This window comes from Streptomyces sp. NPDC059002, from assembly GCF_042740435.1.
GTDB lineage: Bacteria > Actinomycetota > Actinomycetes > Streptomycetales > Streptomycetaceae > Streptomyces.
Map to the genome: position 1 here is coordinate 23,618 of NZ_JBHYJI010000033.1, position 19,275 is coordinate 42,892.

General features: G+C 72.2%; 15 protein-coding genes. 8 read left to right on the top strand and 7 right to left on the bottom strand.

Annotated elements, in window-relative coordinates; genetic code table 11:
- Nucleotides 1-93 precede the first annotated feature (93 nt).
- Genes ACFWZ2_RS26565 through narI form a run of 4 tightly spaced genes read left to right on the top strand, consistent with a single transcriptional unit; the run spans nucleotide 94 to nucleotide 6,694 of the window.
- Complete coding sequence (locus tag ACFWZ2_RS26565) at nucleotides 94-3,756, top strand: nitrate reductase subunit alpha (RefSeq protein ID WP_384549761.1); 3,663 nt, start codon at nucleotides 94-96, stop codon at nucleotides 3,754-3,756.
- Between the two features lie 3 nt (nucleotides 3,757-3,759).
- Nucleotides 3,760-5,376: a nitrate reductase subunit beta gene (gene narH, locus ACFWZ2_RS26570; RefSeq protein ID WP_384549763.1), complete on the top strand. Its 1,617-nt coding sequence runs from the start codon at nucleotides 3,760-3,762 to the stop codon at nucleotides 5,374-5,376.
- Nucleotides 5,373-5,987 carry a nitrate reductase molybdenum cofactor assembly chaperone gene (narJ, locus tag ACFWZ2_RS26575; protein ID WP_384549765.1) on the top strand — a complete coding sequence of 205 codons (615 nt, stop codon included), beginning with the start codon at nucleotides 5,373-5,375 and terminating at the stop codon, nucleotides 5,985-5,987. The genes narH and narJ overlap by 4 nt, the downstream gene beginning before the upstream one ends.
- Complete coding sequence (gene narI / locus ACFWZ2_RS26580) at nucleotides 5,984-6,694, top strand: respiratory nitrate reductase subunit gamma (protein WP_384549766.1); 711 nt, start codon at nucleotides 5,984-5,986, stop codon at nucleotides 6,692-6,694. Before narJ ends, narI begins: the two co-directional genes overlap by 4 nt.
- On the opposite strand, the gene ACFWZ2_RS26585 is transcribed toward narI, so the two are convergent.
- The 3 genes from ACFWZ2_RS26585 to ACFWZ2_RS26595 form a co-directional block, all read right to left on the bottom strand.
- Nucleotides 6,695-7,588 carry an NAD(P)-dependent oxidoreductase gene (locus tag ACFWZ2_RS26585; protein WP_384549768.1) on the bottom strand — a complete coding sequence of 298 codons (894 nt, stop codon included), beginning with the start codon at nucleotides 7,586-7,588 and terminating at the stop codon, nucleotides 6,695-6,697.
- 148 nt (nucleotides 7,589-7,736) lie between these two features.
- Complete coding sequence (locus ACFWZ2_RS26590) at nucleotides 7,737-8,360, bottom strand: DsbA family protein (protein WP_384549770.1); 624 nt, start codon at nucleotides 8,358-8,360, stop codon at nucleotides 7,737-7,739.
- A gap of 47 nt (nucleotides 8,361-8,407) precedes the next feature.
- On the bottom strand, nucleotides 8,408-9,319 hold the full coding sequence (locus ACFWZ2_RS26595; RefSeq protein WP_384549873.1) for a MerR family transcriptional regulator: 912 nt from the start codon (nucleotides 9,317-9,319) through the stop codon (nucleotides 8,408-8,410).
- 112 nt (nucleotides 9,320-9,431) lie between these two features.
- On the opposite strand from ACFWZ2_RS26595, the gene ACFWZ2_RS26600 reads away from it, so the two are divergent.
- Nucleotides 9,432-10,238, top strand: coding sequence for an alpha/beta fold hydrolase (locus tag ACFWZ2_RS26600; RefSeq protein WP_384549772.1), 807 nt, complete (start codon nucleotides 9,432-9,434; stop codon nucleotides 10,236-10,238).
- Between the two features lie 223 nt (nucleotides 10,239-10,461).
- Here ACFWZ2_RS26600 and ACFWZ2_RS26605 read toward each other — a convergent pair whose 3' ends face one another.
- Nucleotides 10,462-11,070 carry a dihydrofolate reductase family protein gene (locus ACFWZ2_RS26605; protein ID WP_384549774.1) on the bottom strand — a complete coding sequence of 203 codons (609 nt, stop codon included), beginning with the start codon at nucleotides 11,068-11,070 and terminating at the stop codon, nucleotides 10,462-10,464.
- Between the two features lie 257 nt (nucleotides 11,071-11,327).
- On the opposite strand from ACFWZ2_RS26605, the gene ACFWZ2_RS26610 reads away from it, so the two are divergent.
- Entirely contained in the window at nucleotides 11,328-12,437 is a 1,110-nt protein-coding gene (locus tag ACFWZ2_RS26610) for a PP2C family protein-serine/threonine phosphatase (protein ID WP_384549776.1), read from the top strand.
- Between the two features lie 144 nt (nucleotides 12,438-12,581).
- Nucleotides 12,582-14,681, top strand: coding sequence for an ATP-binding protein (locus ACFWZ2_RS26615; protein WP_384549778.1), 2,100 nt, complete (start codon nucleotides 12,582-12,584; stop codon nucleotides 14,679-14,681).
- Here the strand turns inward: ACFWZ2_RS26615 and ACFWZ2_RS26620 are convergent.
- Together ACFWZ2_RS26620 and ACFWZ2_RS26625 are read right to left on the bottom strand one after the other, a co-directional pair.
- On the bottom strand, nucleotides 14,670-15,038 hold the full coding sequence (locus tag ACFWZ2_RS26620; RefSeq protein WP_384549780.1) for a hypothetical protein: 369 nt from the start codon (nucleotides 15,036-15,038) through the stop codon (nucleotides 14,670-14,672). The two genes, ACFWZ2_RS26615 and ACFWZ2_RS26620, sit on opposite strands and share 12 nt — an antisense overlap.
- A gap of 178 nt (nucleotides 15,039-15,216) precedes the next feature.
- Nucleotides 15,217-16,917, bottom strand: coding sequence for an MFS transporter (locus ACFWZ2_RS26625; protein ID WP_384549875.1), 1,701 nt, complete (start codon nucleotides 16,915-16,917; stop codon nucleotides 15,217-15,219).
- 194 nt (nucleotides 16,918-17,111) lie between these two features.
- On the opposite strand from ACFWZ2_RS26625, the gene ACFWZ2_RS26630 reads away from it, so the two are divergent.
- Nucleotides 17,112-17,702 (top strand): TetR/AcrR family transcriptional regulator, encoded by a 591-nt coding sequence (locus ACFWZ2_RS26630; RefSeq protein WP_384549782.1) that lies wholly within the window; start codon nucleotides 17,112-17,114, stop codon nucleotides 17,700-17,702.
- 122 nt (nucleotides 17,703-17,824) lie between these two features.
- On the opposite strand, the gene ACFWZ2_RS26635 is transcribed toward ACFWZ2_RS26630, so the two are convergent.
- Nucleotides 17,825-19,231: a cation:dicarboxylate symporter family transporter gene (locus tag ACFWZ2_RS26635; RefSeq protein ID WP_384549784.1), complete on the bottom strand. Its 1,407-nt coding sequence runs from the start codon at nucleotides 19,229-19,231 to the stop codon at nucleotides 17,825-17,827.
- Nucleotides 19,232-19,275: the final 44 nt, after the last annotated feature.

A 19,275-nucleotide genomic window follows, 5' to 3' on the forward strand; every position in this document is an offset into this window, starting at 1 on the left:
GCGGGCGGGAGCAGGCTGTCGTTCGGACGCGGTTCGTGGCGCGTCGGTCTGCTCCGGCAGGGTCGGCATGCCCAATTCCGGAAGGGGCACGGCGTGGCGCTCGGCGGGGCGAGGCGGAAGGCGGAGCGGGCCGCCGCGGAGGCGGCGGACCGGCTCCTGCGGGCGGGCGGCCGGCTCAGCCCGGTGCCGCGCACGCCGGACCAGCGGGCCGTCTTCCGCACCGACCAGAGCGTCAACGACGCGCCGTACCGGGAGCGTTGGGCCCACGACAAGGTGGTCCGCTCGACCCACGGGGTGAACTGCACGGGCTCCTGTTCCTGGCAGGTGTACGTCAAGGACGGCCTGATCACCTGGGAGACGCAGGCGACGGACTACCCCACGACGGGGCCCGACCGCCCGGAGTACGAGCCGCGCGGCTGTCCGCGCGGTGCCGCGTTCTCCTGGTACACGTACTCGCCGACCCGGGTGCGCTATCCGCACGCCCGCGGCGTCCTGGTGGAGATGTTCCGGGATGCCAAGCGGAGCCTGGGCGGAGATCCCGTCGCGGCGTGGGCGGAGGTGACGTCGGATCCGGACAAGCGGCGCCGCTACCAGTCGGCGCGCGGCAAGGGCGGCCTCGTCCGGATCAGCTGGGAAGAGGCCCTGGAGATCGCGGCCGCGGCGCATGTTCACACGTTGCAGGTGCATGGTCCGGACCGCATCGCGGGGTTCTCGCCGATCCCCGCGATGTCGATGGCGTCGCACGCGGTCGGCGCCCGCTTCCACGCGCTGATCGGCGCGCCGATGCTGTCGTTCTACGACTGGTACGCGGACCTGCCGGTGGCTTCGCCACAGGTGTTCGGCGACCAGACCGACGTGCCGGAGTCGGGTGACTGGTGGGACGCCGCGTATCTGATGCTGTGGGGTTCCAACGTCCCCGTCACGCGCACCCCGGACGCGCACTGGATGGCGGAGGCGCGCTACCGGGGCCAGAAGGTCGTCGTGGTGTCGCCGGACTACGCGGACGCCACGAAGTTCGCCGACGAATGGCTGCACCCGCACCCGGGCACCGACGGGGCGCTCGCCATGGCGATGGGGCACGTGATCCTCAAGGAGTGCTTCGTCGACCGCCAGGTGCCCCACTTCGCGGACTACGTACGGCGGTTCACGGATCTGCCGTTCCTCGTGGAGGTGGAGGAGCGCGGTCCCGGCCAGTACCTGCCGGGGCGCTTCGTGACGGCCGCGGACCTGGATCTGGCGCAGGAGGCGGAGAGCGCGGCGCGGCGCTGGATGCCGGTCCTGATCGACGCGCCGAGCGGGGCACCCGTCGTACCGAACGGCACGCTCGGCGACCGGTGGGCCAAGGGCGGCGAGGGCCGCTGGAACCTCGACCTCGGCGGCATCGAGCCCGAGTTGAGCCTGTACGGCGACGGGTCGGGGCCCTCGGCGCGGGTGCTGCTGCCCCGCTTCGACGCGCCGGACGGGACGGTGGCACGCTCCGTGCCGGTGCGGCGCGTCGGCGGGCGCCTGGTGACCACGGTGTTCGACCTGATGCTCGCCCAGTACGGGGTGGCGCGGCCGGGCCTTGCGGGGCAGTGGCCCGCCTCGTACGAGGACGCATCGGTCCCCTGCACCCCGGCCTGGCAGGAGGCGCTCACCTCGGTGTCCGCCAGTGCCGTGGTGCGCACGGCGCGGGAGTTCGCACGGACCGCCGAGGCGACCCGCGGCCGCTGCATGATCGTGATGGGCGCGGGCACCAACCACTGGTTCCACTCCGACATGATCTACCGGTCCTTCCTGTCACTGCTGTTGCTGACGGGCTGCCAGGGGGTGAACGGGGGCGGCTGGGCGCACTACGTCGGGCAGGAGAAGGTCCGCCCGTACGCGGGCTGGCAGCAACTGGCCACCGCCGCCGACTGGTTGCGTCCCTCGCGGCAGATGGCGGGCACGCCGTACTGGTATCTGCACACGGACCAGTGGCGCTACGAGGACGCGGGCGCCGACGGGCTCGCGGCGGCGACGGGCCGTGGCACGTTCGCCGGGCTGCACACCGCGGACCTGGTCGCCCGCTCGGTGCGCCAGGGGTGGATGCCGTCCAGCCCCACCTTCACCGACAACCCCCTCGACCTGGGCGGCCGGGTGCACGCGGCGGGCGCGGAGCCGCGCGAGTGGGTGCGCCGCGAGCGGGCCGCGGGCCGTCTCTCCTTCGCCTGCGAGGACCCGGACGACCCGGCGAACTGGCCGCGGGTCCTGACCGTGTGGCGGGCCAACCTGATCGGCTCGTCGGCCAAGGGCAACGAGTACTTCCTGCGCCATCTGCTCGGCGCCGACGACAACGCGGACGCCCCGCAGGCCCCGCCCGACCGGCGCCCGCGCGAGGTCACCTGGCGCGACCGGGCACCCCGGGGAAAGCTGGACCTGCTGCTCGCCCTCGACTTCAGGATGACGTCGACCACGCTCTTCGCCGACCTCGTGCTGCCCGCCGCCACCTGGTACGAGAAGCACGACCTGTCCAGCACGGACATGCACCCCTACGTGCACGCCTTCTCCCCCGCCATCGACCCGCCGTGGCAGGCCCGCACCGACTTCGAGATCTTCCACGGCCTGGCCGCCGAGGTGAGCCGCCTCGCGCCCGGCCGCCTCGACGTCCGCCACGACCTGGTGGCCACTCCCCTGCAGCACGACACCCCGGACGAGGCCCCGCCCGAAGGACCGACCGGGCCCACGTACACGCTGGTCGAGCGGGACTACACCGCGCTCGCACAGCAGTTGGCGGCCTTCGGGCCGCTGCCGGACACCGCGGGCATGCAGGTGCGCGGCCTCACCGTGCGCACGGGCGCCGAATCCCGGTGGCTCGCGGAGCGCTGCGGCACCGCCGACGGCGGGGTGGCGCGCGGCAGGCCGCTCCTGGACACGGACGTCAAGCTCTGCGAGGCGATCCTGGCCCTTTCGGGCACCACCAACGGCCGGGTCGCCGCCGAGGGCTTCGACCGGCTCGCCGAACGCTGCGGAGCCGGGAGCGACCTGGCGGAACTCGCCGCGTCCGTCGCCGACCGCCGCATCGTCTTCTCCGACACCCAGGCGCGTCCGGTGCAGGTGGGGGCGAGCTTCGAATGGTCCGGCAAGGAGGCCCCGGACCGGCGCTATGCGCCGTTCACCATCAACACCGAGCACCGCAAGCCCTGGCACACCCTCACCGGGCGCCAGCACTTCTACCTCGACCACGAGTGGATCGCCGAGTTCGGCGAGCAACTCCCCGGCTACCGGCCGCCGTTGGACCTCTCCGGGCAGACCCGCGGACACGAGTCGGGCGACGAGCGCTCGGTGACCGTCCGCTATCTCACCCCGCACTCGAAGTGGTCCATCCACTCCGAGTACCAGGAGAACCTGCTGATGCAGACCCTGGCCAGGGGCGGCCCCGTCATCTGGATCAGCCCCGACGACGCGGCGGCCGTCGGTGTCGCCGACAACGACTGGATCGAGGCGGTCAACGCCAACGGCGTCGTGGTGGCCCGCGCGATCGTCTCGCACCGCATGCCGGCCGGCACCGTGTTCATGTACCACGTCCAGGAGCGCCTGGTGAACGTGCCCAGGTCCGAGGCGACCGGGCGGCGCGGCGGCGTGCACAACTCCCTGACCAGGCTGCTGATCAAGCCCACCCATCTGATCGGCGGCCACGCCCAGCTCTGCTTCGCGCCCAACTACTACGGCCCCACCGGCAACCAGCGCGACGCCCTGACCACGATCCGGCGCCGCGCACAGAATGTGGAGTACTGACGGATGAAGGTCATGGCACAGGTCGCGATGGTCATGAACCTCGACAAGTGCATCGGCTGCCACACCTGTTCGGTCACCTGCAAGCAGACCTGGACCCACCGCACCGGCACCGAGTACGTGTGGTTCAACAACGTCGAGACCCGCCCCGGACAGGGCTACCCGCGCGGCCACGAGGACCAGGACAAGTGGCGGGGCGGCTGGCGCCTCAAGCACGGCCGCCTCGTGCCGCGCAGCGGCGGCCGCGCCCGCCGCCTCGCCCGCCTCTTCGCCAACCCCGAACTCCCGTCCCTGGACGACTACTACGAGCCATGGACGTACGACTACGAGAACCTCACAAGCGCCCCGCTCGGCGACGACGTGCCCACCGCACCGCCCCGCTCCCTGATCGACGGCCGCCCCACCGAGGTGACCTGGGGCCCCAACTGGGACGACGACCTGGGCGGCGGGCCCGAGCACCTGGCGGGCGATCCGGTGCTGCGGACGATGAACGAGCAGGTGCGGCACGAGTACGAGCAGGCGTTCATGTTCTATCTGCCGCGGATCTGCGAGCACTGCCTGAACCCCTCGTGCGTGGCGGTGTGCCCGTCGGGCGCCCTGTACAAGCGGATCGAGGACGGCATCGTCCTGGTCGACCAGGACCGCTGCCGCGGCTGGCGCATGTGCGTCACCGGCTGCCCGTACAAGAAGGTGTACTTCAACCACCACACCGGCAAGGCCGAGAAGTGCACCCTGTGCTACCCGCGCATCGAGGCCGGACTGCCCACCGTCTGCTCCGAGACCTGCGTCGGGCGCCTGCGCTACCTCGGCGTCATGCTCTACGACGCGGACAAGGTCGGCGACGCGGCGTCCGTGAGCGATGAACAGGACCTGTACGCCGCCCAGTTGGCATGCTTCCTCGATCCGCACGACCCCGCGGTGGCGAGGGCCGCCGAGCGCTCCGGCATCCCGCACGACTGGATCACCGCCGCCCGCCGCTCTCCCGTGCACGCGCTGATCAGCACGTACAAGGTGGCCCTTCCCCTGCATCCCGAGTACCGCACCCTGCCCATGGTCTGGTACATCCCGCCCCTGTCCCCGGTCGTGGAGTCGCTGACCGCCACCGGACACGACGGCGAGGACCCGGCCAAGCTGTTCGCCGCGATCGACTCGCTGCGCATCCCCGTCGGCTACCTCGCGGGACTGTTCACCGCGGGCGACCCGGCACCCGTGGAGGCCGCGCTGTGCCGTCTGGCCGCCATGCGCTCCCACATGCGGCGCGTCAACCTCGGCGAGGAGCAGGACGAGACCATCTCCCGCGCCGTCGGCATGGACCCCGCGGGCATCGAGGCGATGTACCGGCTGCTCGCCGTCGCCAAGTACGAGGACCGCTACGTCATCCCCACCAGCTATACGGCCGCCACCGGCCGCAGCGCCGACGACCTGGCCGCCGGATGCGGCCTCGACGGCGACGGCGGCCCCGGCATGTACGCGGCCGACACCTTCCACGCGCCCCCGGCACCCGAACCCGCCGCCGCGGAGCGGGACGCCGCCACGCGCGGCCGCTTCAACCTCTTCGGCTGGAACGGCACGGGCCGCCCCGCCGGACTCTTCCCCCACCACCGGAAAGCAGAACAGGCATGACGCACACCGCGGTCATCCATCAGGCCGCCGCCCTTCTCCTGCAGCACCCCGGCCTCCAGTGGCCCGGCCGCCTGCCCCTCATCCGCGCATCCCTCACCGGGCTGCCCGGCGACGAGGCCGACATACTGCGCCGGTTCTGCGACGCGGTCGCGGACACGCCCCAACTGGACCTGTCCGCCCGGTACATCGTCACCTTCGACCGGAGCCGCCGCCGCACCCTGCACCTGACGTACTACACCGACGGGGACACCCGCCGCCGCGGCGAGTCCCTGCTGCGCTGGCAGCACCTCTACCGCGCGCACGGCTGGCAGCCGCCCGCCGACGAACTGCCCGACTTCCTGCCCCTCGCCCTGGAGTTCGCCGCCCGCTGCCCCGCCCCCGGCATCCGGGCGCTCACCGAACACCGCGCCGCGCTCGAACTGCTGCGCATCGCCCTGACCGACCACCGCAGCCCGTACGCGGACGTCGTGGGCGCCGTCTGCCACACCCTGCCGGGGGCGGCGCCCGCCGACCGTGCCGCCGCGCTGCGGATGGCCCGCACCGGACCGCCCACCGAGACGGTCGGCCTGCTGCCGTTCACCGCGGGACCGCCGTCACGGGCGGCCCGATGAACCATCTGCACACCGCCCTGTGGGGCGTGCTGCCCTATCTCGTCGTCGCACTGCTCGTGACGGGCACGGCCTGGCGCTACCGCTACGACCGCTTCGGCTTCACCACCCGCTCCAGCCAGCTCCACGAACACCGGCTCCTGGCCGTGGGAGGCCCCCTCTTCCACTACGGCCTGCTCTTCGTCGTCGCCGGTCACGTCGTGGGCCTGCTGATCCCCGAGTCGCTCACCGAACGGCTCGGCGTGCACGAGTGGCTGTACCACGCCAACGCGCTCGCCGTCGGCGGCGCGGCGGGCCTCGCCACCCTCGCGGGCCTCGCCGTCCTGCTGCACCGCAGGCTGAGCGTGCCCGCCGTGCGTGCCGCGACCCTGCGCAGCGACCGCGTCGTCCACCCGGTCCTTGCCACCGTCCTGCTCAGCGGCCTCTTCGCCACGGCCACCACCCTCGCCCCGCACCCCTACGACTACCGGCGCGGCGTGGCGGTCTGGTTCCGCTCGCTCGGCACGCTCGACCCCGACGTCCCCGCCATGGCCCATGCCCCGCTCGCGTACCAGATCCACGCCCTGCTCGGGATGGCGCTGTTCGCCCTGTGGCCCTTCAGCCGCCTGGTGCACGCGTTCACCGCGCCCGTCGGCTATCTGGTCCGGCCGTACGTCGTCTACCGCTCGCGCGGCGCGCGCTCCCGGGCCACCGCCGTGCCGCGCCGGTGATCAGGCGGGCTTGCGGATGCCCTCGACCGAGGAGGACCAGTTGCCGGCCCCGTGCCCGAGGTCGATCGCCCTGCGGGCCACGGTGAGCACCCCGCGCAGCGCGGACGCGTCCAGGCCGCGGTGCTCGGCGGCGTGCGCGATGTGCTCGACGTTCGCCGCCTCCACGACGAGGTTGTCCAGTTCGCCGGGGAACTCTCCCGAGTCCACGTCCCGCGCCGTGCCGTCGACCACGTTCGCCAGCAGGTCGACGAGGACCTTCATGTAGGGGGCGACGGCCGCGGCCTTCACCCCGTCCGCGGCCGCCAGGGCGTACCCGTGCACCAGGCCGTGCATCGCCGTCCAGAAGAAGTCGAGGACCGACAGGTCGTACACGGCGGCGAGCCCGTGGTCCTCGCCGACGTAGGCGCTCTGCCCGCCGAGCGCCTTGAGCGTCGCCTCGTACTTCTCGTACGCGGCCCGCGTCCCGCTGTGGAAGATCAGCGCGTCCGCCGTCCCGATCATCGGCACCGGCACCATGACCGCGCCGTCCAGATAGTCGACGCCGGTCCGGGCGGCCCAGGCGGCGGCCTCGCGGGCGCGTTCGGGGGTGTCGGAGGTGAGGTTCACCAGGAGCCGCCCCGCGAAGTCCTCGGGTGCCGCCTGGTCGAGGATCGCCTGGGCCGCGGCGTAGTCGACGACGCAGACGACGACCACCTCGCTCGCGCGGACCGCGTCGGCGGGCGTCGCGGCGCGGGTGGCGCCCCGGGCGACGAGGTCCTCGCCCCTGCCCTCGGAGCGGTTCCAGATCGTGGTGGGGTGGCCGGCCTTCAGGAAGGCGCCCGCGAGGGCCTGGCCCATGGCTCCGAGTCCGAGGACGGTGACGGGGGGAAGGGTCTGTGAGGTGTGGTTCGTCATGGGCACCATGCTTCGTGGGCGCCCAACTTCCCACAAGTACCGACTATTTGGTCAGGTACGCACCGAAAGGTAAGCATGGGGCGACTCCGGTGCGCACACGTCCGGCCCTCGCACGTCCGGTACACACAGGTTCCGTACGTACGCCCCCTCAGCCGAAGTCCAGTTCCCCATAAGGCCGTCTGAACTCGTAGAAGCCCGTCACCCCGGCCATCAGCACCACGCCGTCCCACAGCCGCCCGGCCGCCTCGCCCCTCGGCGCCGGGGAGACCACGGGCCCGAAGACCGCGCCCACGCCCTCCACGGAGAGCACCGGTGTGCCGACGTCGTCGCCCACGAGCGCGACGCCCTCCTCGTGCGAGGCGCGCACCACGGCGTCGTACTGCGCGGTCATCGCCACGGACTCCAGCTCCGCGGGGAGGCCCGCTTCGGCGAGCGCGGCCGCCATGCCCGACCAGTCCTGCCGTGCGTGGATGCGCTGTCCCAGGGCGTCGAAGTACCGCCCGAGCGCTTCGTTGCCGTGCCGTTCCCGCACCGCGGCGCACACTCTGCCGTGTGCCTTCATGTACTCGCCGTAGAGCCCCTCGGGGTCCTCCGGGTCGATCTCGCGGGTTTCGTTGAGCATGGCGAGGCTCATCACCCGCCACTGCACGCGGATGTCCCGCACCCGCTCCACCTCGCGCAGCCAGCGTGCGGTGATCCAGGTGTACGGGCACACCGGATCGAACCAGAAGTCGACGTTCACCCGGTGCCGTTCGGGGTCGGTGCCGTTCACTCAACCACCGTACGCCTTCGGGAAGTTGAAGGTTCGGTGCGGGGCGCCTACGCCGCGGTGCGCAGAGCCGCCCTGAGCCAGTCGTCCGTCGCGCCGGGCGTCGGCTCCCGCGGGCCCGACGGCGGGGCGGTGAGTTCGGCGACGAGCCCCCAGTACCCGTCCAGGCGCGGCTCGGCGGCGAGTCGGGGACCGAGGCTCCGCCGGAAGTCGGGGGTGTCTCGGGTGCCGAGCGCGCCCGCGTGGGCGGCGACGAAGCAGTCGAGCGCCTCGCCCCGGTGCGGGGCGCGACCCGCGCGCACGTCGTCGGACGCCAGCGCGTAGGCCTCGGCGAGGCCGTCGTAGAGCACGGCGGGGCGGTAGCCGCGGCCCGCCCTGTGCGCCTCGGGCTGGAAGCGGGCGCTGCCGTCGCAGGGCGCGGAGACGAACGCCTGCAGCCGGGCGAACGCGAGGACTTGGGCCGGTGTGGGGTCGTCGGGCGGCGAGGGGACGGCCTGTTCGACGATCGCGGAGACGACCCGGGCGGGCAGGCGGGCGGGCAGCCAGCCGCGCCAGAACCGCGCGAGCGGAGTGGTGTCGGGCGGCGTGGACAGCGCGCCGACCAGACGCAGCCGCTCGGCGCGCTCCTGGGCGGTGCAGTCGGTGAGCAGCCGGAGCGCGGCCTCGCGCCAGCGCAGGGCGGTCAAGCGCGTGCCCAGTTCGCGCAGTTGCCCCTCGATGGCACCCTCCAGGGCGTCGCCCAGGGTGTCCTCCTGCTCAAGGACCCGGCCCACGTCGGGCACCGGCAGGTCGAGGGTGCGCAGGGAGCGGATGAGGTGCAGCCGGTCGAGCGCGTCGGGGCCGTAGCGGCGGTGGCCTCCGCTGCTGCGGGCGGCCTCGGGCAGCAGGCCGCGGTCCGAGTAGAAGCGGACCGTCTTGACGGTGACGCCCGCCTGCTCGGCGAGCCGGCCGATGCTCCACATTTCGTCGGTCGACAAGGCTTGAACCTCCCTCAGGGGGAGTTCCTACCGTACCGGTGAGCGCGGCAGGCCCCTCGGGTCGGGCCGCGTGGACCGAGGCGTACGAGGAGGACTCATGACGACGTTCGTGCTGGTGTCGGGCGGGTACACGGGCGGCTGGATCTGGCGGGACGTGGCGGCCGCGCTGCGGGCGGCGGGCGCCGATGCGCATCCGGTGACGCTCACCGGCACGGGCGAGCGCCGCCACCTGGCGGGCCCGGGGACCGATCTGGAGACGCACATCGAGGACCTGACGCAGGTGCTCGATCACCTGGATGTCACCGCCGCGCCCGATGTGGTGCTCGTCGGCTACTGCTACGGCATCTACCCGGCCGTCGGCGCCGCCGACCGGCGCGCGGACCGGGTCGCGCGGCTCGTCTACCTGGACTCGCCGATGCCGCAGGACGGTTACTCCATGCTGGACCAGGTGCGCGAGCAGATGGCCGACGAGGCGACCCGCGGGCGCATGCTGAGCCAGGAGGAGCGCGCCGAGGACGGCTGGCGGATCCCCGTGCCGACCCTGGAGGAGTGGAAGGAGTGGGGGAACCTCGCGGGCGTGACCCCCGAGGGCCTCGAGCGGATCGCGCGCCTCGCGTCCCCGCAGCCGCTGGGCCCCCTCAACCAGAAGCTGCGGCTCTCCGGTGCCGCGTCCGCCCTGCCGACCACGGGCATCTTCTGCACCGACGGCGGATCGATGAGCATCTCGGCGCTGGAGGCCCTGGTGGCGTCGGGCCTGCCCCTCGTGCAGGGTCTCGTCCGCCCCGACACGGGCTTCTTCGAGATCGCCACCGGACACTGGCCGATGATCTCCACCCCGGACGAACTCGCGGACGTCCTCCTCAAGTCCGCCCAGGGCGAAGGGCACAGGCTGACGCAAGGCTAGGGTCTGTCCGGCGGATCAGGCCGCATACGGGTGGCGCCCACCGTCCGGTGCTGGTGAGCGGGGTCTGGTGCGTGCAGCTGCAAGGCGGAGGAGGGCGACAACGCGGAGCGTTGACAACCGACGACAACGCCGGAGGGGGTACCTCCCTGCTCGAGCGGAGCCGAGAGCTTGGGGGCGTGCGTGCCAGACCCCGCGACCCGCGGCATGATCCGCCGGACAGGCCCTAGTCATCGCTTGCGCCGACCGTCTTGTCGTACGTCAGGAAGACCGTCCCGCTGTCGAGGAGCGTCACGTCCGTGCGCTCGTACACCGTGGGGTCGAACGCGGACTTCTGGCCGAACAGCGGGATGCCCGAACCCAGCGTCAGCGGGCCGAGCTTGACGACGAGGCGGTCGATCTCGCCGCGCAGCACACCGGCGAGCTCGCCGCCGCCGCACAGCCAGATGTCCTTGCCGGCCTCGCGCTTGAGCTCCCGCACCCGCGCGACCGGGTCGGTGGCGACCACCTCGACGCCCGGGTCGGGGCTCTCGGCGAGGGAGCGCGAGAACACCAGGTGCCTCAAGTGCGGGTAGCAGTTGGGGACTCCGGCGTCCAGGCCGATCTGGAACGTCCTGCGCCCTTCGAGGACGGTGTCGAAGTGCGTCCCCTCCGCGGTGATGCCGAGCGCCTCCCTGGCGGGACCCGGCAGGGTCTCGGGGTAGTGGGCGACCAGTTCCTGCACATAGTCCTGGCCGACGGGCCAGAAGCCGTCGGGGCCCGTGGGGTCGGAGCCGTCGGGGCCCGCGATGAACCCGTCGAGGCTGACGGCGATGAAGTAGACGAGCTTGCGCATGGGGCTCCTCTGGATCACGTCGAGCGTTGTACTTCACTTGAAGTGGTCAGAACGTAGTACTTCACCTGGAGTGGTGTCAATGGATTGCGCCGAGGCTCTTCTCCAGCCGTCGCCCTGGTCCGCATTCGTGTCACATGTAAGCCGCACTTGCACACAGGGTGACCGATAGCGTGAAAGTGACTCTCCGTGCGCACCATTTCTGAGAGGGTGCGGAGATTGCGCCGTCCGGGAAAGGGATGGCCGCCGGGGAGGCGTGCGTGCGCTCGGAGCGTGGCTGGCTGCTGTGGGTGGGGACGGTCGAGGCGGCCGTCGCGGTGGGCGCCGCTGCCTGCCCGGTGGTCTCGTTCCGCGGACTCCTCGTCGGCGGGCCGCTCCTCGCGGCCTACCGCCTGACCGTTCGCGCCACGGCCGCGCTCGCCGTCATGGCGGTCATCCTCACCGCGGCGCTCCCGGGCGCACGCGGCACCACGACCTCATGGCCGGTCGCGCCCGACTACGCGGTGTGCGTCCTGTTCGTGGCCGCCGTCGGCCTGTGGGCGGTCCTGATGGCCCACGCGCGTACGTCCTGCGAGGCCGCCCTGGCCCGGCTGACCCGCATCGCCGAGCTGGCCCAGCAGGCCCACGCGCGGCCGCTGCCCGCCGAGATCGGCGGCCTCGCCCTGGCCGTGCACACCAACTCCGCCACGGAGGGCACCCTGTTGGGCGGGGATCTGTACGACGTCGCGCTCACCGCCGCCGGTCCCCGGGTGGTCATCGGGGACGTACGCGGGCACGGCGTGGAGGCGGCCCGGATCGGCGCGGCCGTGGTGTGCGCCTTCCGGCAGACCGCGGCCATCGAGCCCGACCTGGTCCGCCTCGCCCGCACCCTGGACCACCGCATCCAGGACGACCTGGGCGACGAGGACTTCGTGACGCTGCTGCTCGCCGACTTCGTGCCCGAGGGGGTCCGCCTGGTCAACTGCGGCCATCCGGCACCCCTGCGCACCGGGCGCCGCCTGGACCTCCTGGAACCACCGAGCCCGTCCCCGCCCCTCGGTCTCTCGCCACGACCGTGTCTGCAGCGGATCATGCTCAGCCCCGAACAGCGGCTGCTGTTCTACACCGACGGCCTCTCCGAGGCCCGCGACGCCCGGGGCGACATGTTCCCCTTCGACCATCAGGTCAAGGCGGCCCTGTCCGCGCCCTCCGTCGAGCAGGCACTCGACTGCCTCCTCGACCTGTTCCACCGGCACGCCGCCGCCCGCGGCGCGGACGACGACCTGACCCTGCTCCTCGTCCAGCCCCGCGCCGAGGTGCTCGGCGAGGCGCCCGCCCCGGGTCCGGCGCAGGAGAGCGAGGGCCGGCAACCGCCGCTGCGCTCGCAGTGACTCGTGCCCACACCCACACCCACGCACCATTTCTGCCTCATCACGACCTGCGGTCATCACAATCGGTCACTTACCGGCAAGCGGCCACGCGGCAGGGCAGGAGGCGTCAGGCTGCCCCTCTCGGAAGCCGACGAGGGGACGAGCATGACCACGCAGGGACAGCTCGCGGACAACCTGCCCACGGAATCCACGGAGTTGATCGGGCGATGCGCGGAACTGGCCCAGATCCAACGGCTGTTCGGCGACTCCCGCCTCGTCACCCTGACGGGCGTCGGCGGCGTGGGCAAGACACGCCTCGCCCTGCGAGCCGCGTACGAGGCACAGCCGTCCTTCCGGGACGGAGCGTGGTGGGTGGACCTCTCGGCCCTGCGGCGCGGCGCGCTCCTTGCGCACACCATCGCCGAGGCGCTGCCACTGGCGGACCAGACGACACGGCCGATGACCGAGGTGGTGGCCGAGTACCTGGCCGACCGGGAGCTGCTGTTGGTCCTCGACACCTGCGAGCATCTGACGGACGCCTGCGCGCCGGTGGTCGAGGAGCTGCTGGCGGCGGCGCCGGGCCTGCGGATCCTGGCGACCAGCCGCCGCCTCCTCGGCATCCGCCCGGAGCGGCTGCTCACCGTGGCGCCGATGCCGGTGCAGGACCGGGACGGGAACCACGGCGAGGCGGATGCGGTCGACCTCCTGGCCGCGCGTGCCGCCGACTCGGTGCCCGGTTTCGCCGTCACCGACGCCAACCGCCCCGATCTCGTACGCCTCTGCCGCCGCCTGGACGGCCTGCCTCTCGCCCTTGAACTGGCCGCAGCCCGCCTGCGCGAGCTGACCATGGCCGAGCTGACCGCACGCCTCGACGACCGCTTCGCCGTCCTCGGAGAGACCAACACCGTGGTCGACGAGGCCGATCCGCCCTGGCATCAGGCCCTGCGCACGGCGATCGGCTGGAGCCACGAACTCTGCGACCCGGCCGAACGGCTGCTCTGGGCACGGCTTTCGGTGTTCGCGGGCGGCTTCGACGCCGACGCGGCGGCGGCGGTGTGCGCCGACGAGCGGCTGCCCCGGGGCACGGTCCCCGGCCTCCTGGCCGGACTCGCGGACAAGTCCCTCCTCACCCTCGCACCGGGCGGCGGCCCCGGGCCGCGCTACCGCATGCTGGACACCATCCGCGAGTTCGGCGCCCACTGGCTGCGCCACCTCGGCGAGGAACACACCCTGCGCCACCGCCACCGGGAGCACTACCGGGCGTTCGTCCACCGAGCGGACGCCGCCTGGATGGGACCGGAACAGCTCACCTGGTACGAGCGGACGACCACCGAACACGCCAACCTCCGCGCCGCACTGGACTTCTGCCTCACCGAACGGGACGGGCACAGCGCGATGGACATGGGCGGCGCGCTGTGGTTCCTCTGGGTGGCCTGCGGCTTCTCCAGGGAAGGCAGGCACTTCCTGGGCCGGGCCCTGGACCTGGACCCGACCCCCGGCCCCGTCCGCGCCAAGGCCCTGTGGGCCTGCGGCGCCACCGCCATCACCCAGGGCGACGCGGCGGCCGGAGCCCGTCTCGACGCCGCCTTCCGAGCCGCCACGGAACACCTGCGGGAGGCCGACGCGACCATTCCGGCCGCCGTCGCCGTTCTGAAGGGTGCCAGTCTCGTGACAAGGGGCCTGCACGCGCAGGCGGCGGAGGCTCTCGACGAAGCCCCGTGCTCCCCGCCGGCCGAAGGGCGCTATCGAGCGGCATGGTTCATGGCACGTGCTTCCCGGGCCATGACCCATGTCCACCTAGGGCAGCTCACCGAGGCCGTGGCCGTCGCCGAGGAGGCGAGCGCGGCGTGCGCCGGGTGCGGCGAGACCTGGTGCCGGGCCTGGAGCGAGTACATGCGTGCCCTCGCCGAGTTGGGACTCGGGCGGACCGAGCACGCGGCGGCGCATGCCCGCGGCGCCGTGGCAGGCAAGCACCGCCTCCACGACAGCGTCGGCATCGCCATGGCCGTCGACCTGCTCGCCGCCACGGCCCTCGCCTCCGGGTACGCCGGGCAGGCCGCCCGGCTCCTCGGTACCGCCGAGCAGCTCTGGCACAGCGTCGGCACCCCCCAGTCGGGCATCCCCGAACTCGTGGCCGCGCGCAACGCCTGCGAGAAGCAGGCCCGCGGCCTCATCGGCGACGACGCCTACAAGTCCGCGTTCCACATCGGCTACGACACGGATCCCGAGGCCGCCATCGCCTACGCCCTCACGTCACCGGGCTGATCCGCCGAACACGCTCTGGTCGTGGGTGGCGTGCTTCGTCGCGAGTTCGGGCACGTGGTACGAGGGCAGGGGCTCGGGGCCCGCGTAGGTGCGGCAGGAGCAGCGGCGTTCCTCGAACTTGCTGGGCTCGCCGGTCCAGTCCCATTCCACGGCCACCTGCGCCGGGGAGTGGCAGATGCCTTCGGCGGGGTCGTGGAAGGCCACGTGGTGGCCGCATCCGCAGACCGGGTCGGGGCCGCTCAGGGCACGGCGCCGGTCCTCTCGCCGGTTCCCCATGACCGTCTTGGCCAACGAGACCAGGCTCATCAGGGAGGCCGCGCAGGAGAGGGCGACGGCGATGACCGCCCACTGGGACATACGAGGGGCCTCCACGGCTGCGGGTCGGAACGGACGACAGAGCCATCGATGCTAACAAAGGCGGCATTCCCGCCCATAGGGTCGAAAGACCCGGCCCGCGCCCGACAGCAGTCGGGGGCGGAACTCCGCGTGAGTTCCGCACCCGTCGCACCGTGTGGCCTCTACGCCACCACGACCGCTACCGCTGAAGCTCCTCCACGGCCTTCTCCGAAGCAGCCTTCCCCGAGGCAGCCACGGAGGCCGCCGGGGTCGGGTCCGCGGCGGCCGCCCGCCCCTTCCTCGGCAGCAGCACGGCCACAAGGACCGTCCCCGCGCCGAGGATCACGGCGCCGATCAGGCTCGTGTGGGCCACCGCGTCCGAGAACGCGGAGCCGACCGAGTCGGCCATCTTGTGGGCGCCCTGGGCGAGTTGTTCGGCCTGGGCCTTGAGCTGGGCCGCCTGGCCTGGCGAACCGGCGTGCGCCGCCTGCTCGGCGACCTCCTTGGCCTTGTCGCCGATGCCCTGCGCCACCGCGTAGCCCGCGCCGACGGAGTCCTGTGCGGTGTCCAGCGTGCCGTCCGGCAGCTTCGTCCCGGAGGCCGCCGCCGCGTCCGACAGCTTCGAGGAGTACGAACTGGCGAGCACGGAGCCGAGGATGGCGATGCCGAGCGAGCCGCCGAGTTCGAGGGAGGTGTCGTTGACCGCGCCGCCGACGCCCAGTTCGGACTCGGGGAACGCACCCATGATCGCGTCGGTGCAGGGCGAGAGCGCGAGGCCGATGGCCAGGCCCAGGATGATCAGCGGCGCGACGAAGTCGCCGTACGCGGAGGACGCGTCCACCCGCGTCAGGAGCGCGAGCGCCGCCGTGCCCGCGACCATGCCCGCCGTCACCGTGATCTTCATGCCGATGCGCGGGGTCAGATAGCCCGTGAGGGCCGAGCCGACGAAGACCGCGCCCGCGAGCGGCAGCATGCGTACGCCGGTCTCCAGCGGGTTGTAGCCGAGCACGAACTGGAGGTGCTGGGTGAGGTAGTAGAACGCGCCGAAGACCGCGAGGAAGAACAGCGCGACCGCGAGGTTCGAGCCCGCGAAGCGGCGGTCGAGGAAGCGGCGGACGTCCAGGATCGGGTGCGGGTAGCGCAGTTCCCAGGCCACGAAGGCCAGCAGGCCGACGCCCGCGGCGACCGCCGCCGAGATCGCCTTGGCGTCCCAGCCGAAGTGCGGGCCCTGGATGATCATGTAGACGAGCGCGCCGGTCCAGATGACGGAGAGCGCGCCGCCGACGTAGTCGATGCGGTTGCTGTGTCCGGCCTTGGACGGCGGTACGAGGACGAGTGCGCCGACGATCGCGAGCGCGGCGATCGGCACGTTGATCAGGAAGGTCGACGCCCAGCCGTGGCTCTGCAGGAGCGCACCGGCCACCAGCGGTCCTGCCGCGATCGCGAGGCCCGCCGTGGCGGTCCACAGGACGATCGCCTTGGCCCGCTCGGCGCGCGGGAACGTCGCGGCGAGCAGCGAGAGCGTGGCGGGCATGATCATCGCCGCGCCGAAGCCCATCACCGCGCGGGCCGCGATGACCCCGCCGGAGCTGTCGACCAGGGAGCCCGCGACCGATCCGGCGCCGAAGACGACGAGGCCGAGCACGAGCGCGCCGCGGCGGCTGTACTTGTCGCCGATCGCGCCGAGCAGCAGCATCAGGGCGGCGTACGGGACGGTGTAGCCGTCGATGACCCACTGCAGGTCGGAGCTGGAGAGCCCGAGGTCCTTGGTCATGTCGGGGGCGGCGACGGTCAGTGCCGTGTTCGCCATCACGATGATCAGGAGGCTCAGGCAGAGCACGAGCAGTGCCCACCAGCGCCGCGCGTACGGCTGCTTCATCTCCTCGACCGGTTGCTTCATGAGCAGAGCCACCGAAGCCTCACCCTTCCATGGTCCATCTACGTTCTGCCTGCCCGGTGACCTTGCACAGCACTGTGCAATTACACACGAGTGTGCAACTTACGCCACTGCACACCTCTGTGCAAACAGGCGGGAACCACCCCCGCGGCGAAGCCCGGAACCCCCCTCGGAAGGCCGCGTGCACAATGGAGCCCATGAGCCGAGCCGACGCCAACCGCCGCCGCATCCTGGAGGTGGCCCTCGCCGAGCTGCTGCGCGACCCGGACGCGTCGATGGACCAGATCGCGCGCGCGGCGGGCGTCGTCCGCAGGACGGTGTACGGCCACTTCCCCAGCAGGGAGGCCCTGATCGGCGCGCTCATCGACGGCGCGGTCGAGGCGGTCGCCGCGGCCCACGCCTCGGGCCGGGCCCGCTCCGACGACCCCGCCGAATCGCTCGCCCACTCGATGGTCGCCGTCTGGGAGATCGCCGACGGCTACCGCCTGCTGATCGCGCTCGCCCAGCGCAGCGTCGCGATGGAGGGCATCAGGCAGCGCCTCGCCCCGGTCCGCGAGCAGTGCGTGAACGTACTCCAACTCGGCCTGGAAAAAGGCGAGTTCACCTCGACACTGCCGCCCGCCGCCCTCTCGTACGTCCATGAGCAGCAGCTCTTCGGCCTGATGGAGGCCGTCAACGACGGACTGCTCGACCCGAAGGACGCGGGCCTGGCCGCCGCGTCGACGGCGCTGATGACCGCGGGCGTCTCCGCGGAGCGGACGCGGGAGATCATCGCGGGCCTCTCCTGACGACGCGCGGGCCCGTGCCCGCGCCCCGTCCCTCTCCCCATGCGGAAGCGCCGCCCGCGGCGTACGAGGGGGAAGCTCTCGTACGTCGCGGACGGCGCGGGTCGATCCGTCCGGTCAGGGCACTACAGCACCTTGGCCGGCTCCTTGCCGTCGCCGCGCTGCTCCGGCACGGCGTCGTCGTCGCCCGCGTCGCCGCGGCCCGGCGCCCCGTGGCCGTCGTCGATCAACGTGCGTTCGTCGAAGGGCAGTCGGCCGGAGAGCACCAACGCGACCCTCTCCCTGTCGACTTCCTTGGTCCAGGTGCCGATCAGCAGTGTGGCGACCGCGTTGCCCGCGAAGTTGGTGAGGGCGCGGGCCTCGCTCATGAAGCGGTCGACGCCGATGATCAGGCCGACGCCGTCGACGAGGGCGGGCTTGTGCGACTGGAGTCCGCTGGCGAGGACCGCGATGCCCGAACCGGACACGCCCGCCGCGCCCTTGGACGCGATCATCATGAAGAGCAGCAGCGAGATCTGCTCGCCGATGCCGAGCGGCTGGTCCATCGCGTCGGCGATGAACAGCGAGGCCATGGTCAGGTAGATCATGGTGCCGTCGAGGTTGAAGGAGTAGCCCGTCGGAACGGTGATGCCGACGACGGGACGGCTGACGCCCAGGTGCTCCATCTTCGCGATGAGCCGCGGCAGCGCGGACTCGGACGAGGAGGTGGAGAGGATCAGCAGGAACTCGCGGCCCAGGTACTTGAGCAGCTGGAAGAGATTCACGCCGGTCACCAGCTTCACCAGCGTGCCCAGTACGACCACGATGAACAGCGCACAGGTGACGTAGAACCCGATCATGATCGTGGCGAGTGCCTTGAGCGCGTCCACGCCCGTCTCGCCGATCACGGCGGCCATCGCGCCGAACGCGCCCACCGGGGCGGCCCACATGATCATGCCGAGCACCCGGAAGACCAGCTTCTGGATGTGCTCGATGCCGCGCAGGACCGGCTCGCCCGAGCGGCCCATGGCCTGCAGCGCGAAGCCCACGAGCAGCGCGACCAGCAGGGTCTGCAGCACCTCCTGCTGGGTGAACGCGGAGACCATCGTGGTCGGGATGATGCCGAGGACGAAGTCGACGAGCCCCTTGTCCGCCTCGTCGGCCGCGGTGTGGCCCGCGCCCTTCACGGACTCGGTGAGGTCCATGCCCGAGCCCGGGTGCAGGATGTTGCCGACGATCAGGCCGATGGCGAGCGCGACGACGGACATCGCCATGAAGTAGGCGAGCGCGAGCCCGCCCACCTTGCCGACCTTCGCGGCCTTGCGCACCGAGCCGACGCCGAGCACGATCGTGCAGAAGATGATGGGCGAGATCATCATCTTGATCAGATTCACGAAGCCCGCGCCGACCGGCTTCAGCTCCTTGGCGAAGTCCGGCCAGATGAAGCCGACGGCGATGCCGAGCAGCACGGCGCCGATGACGGCGATGTAGAGGTAGTGCGTGCGGTCCCGCTTGGCTGCGGGTGCCGCTTGTGGGTCGGCCGTGCTGGTCACGGGGGCCCTCCTTGAACGACGACGTCGGCGTTGATGGTGCCTGC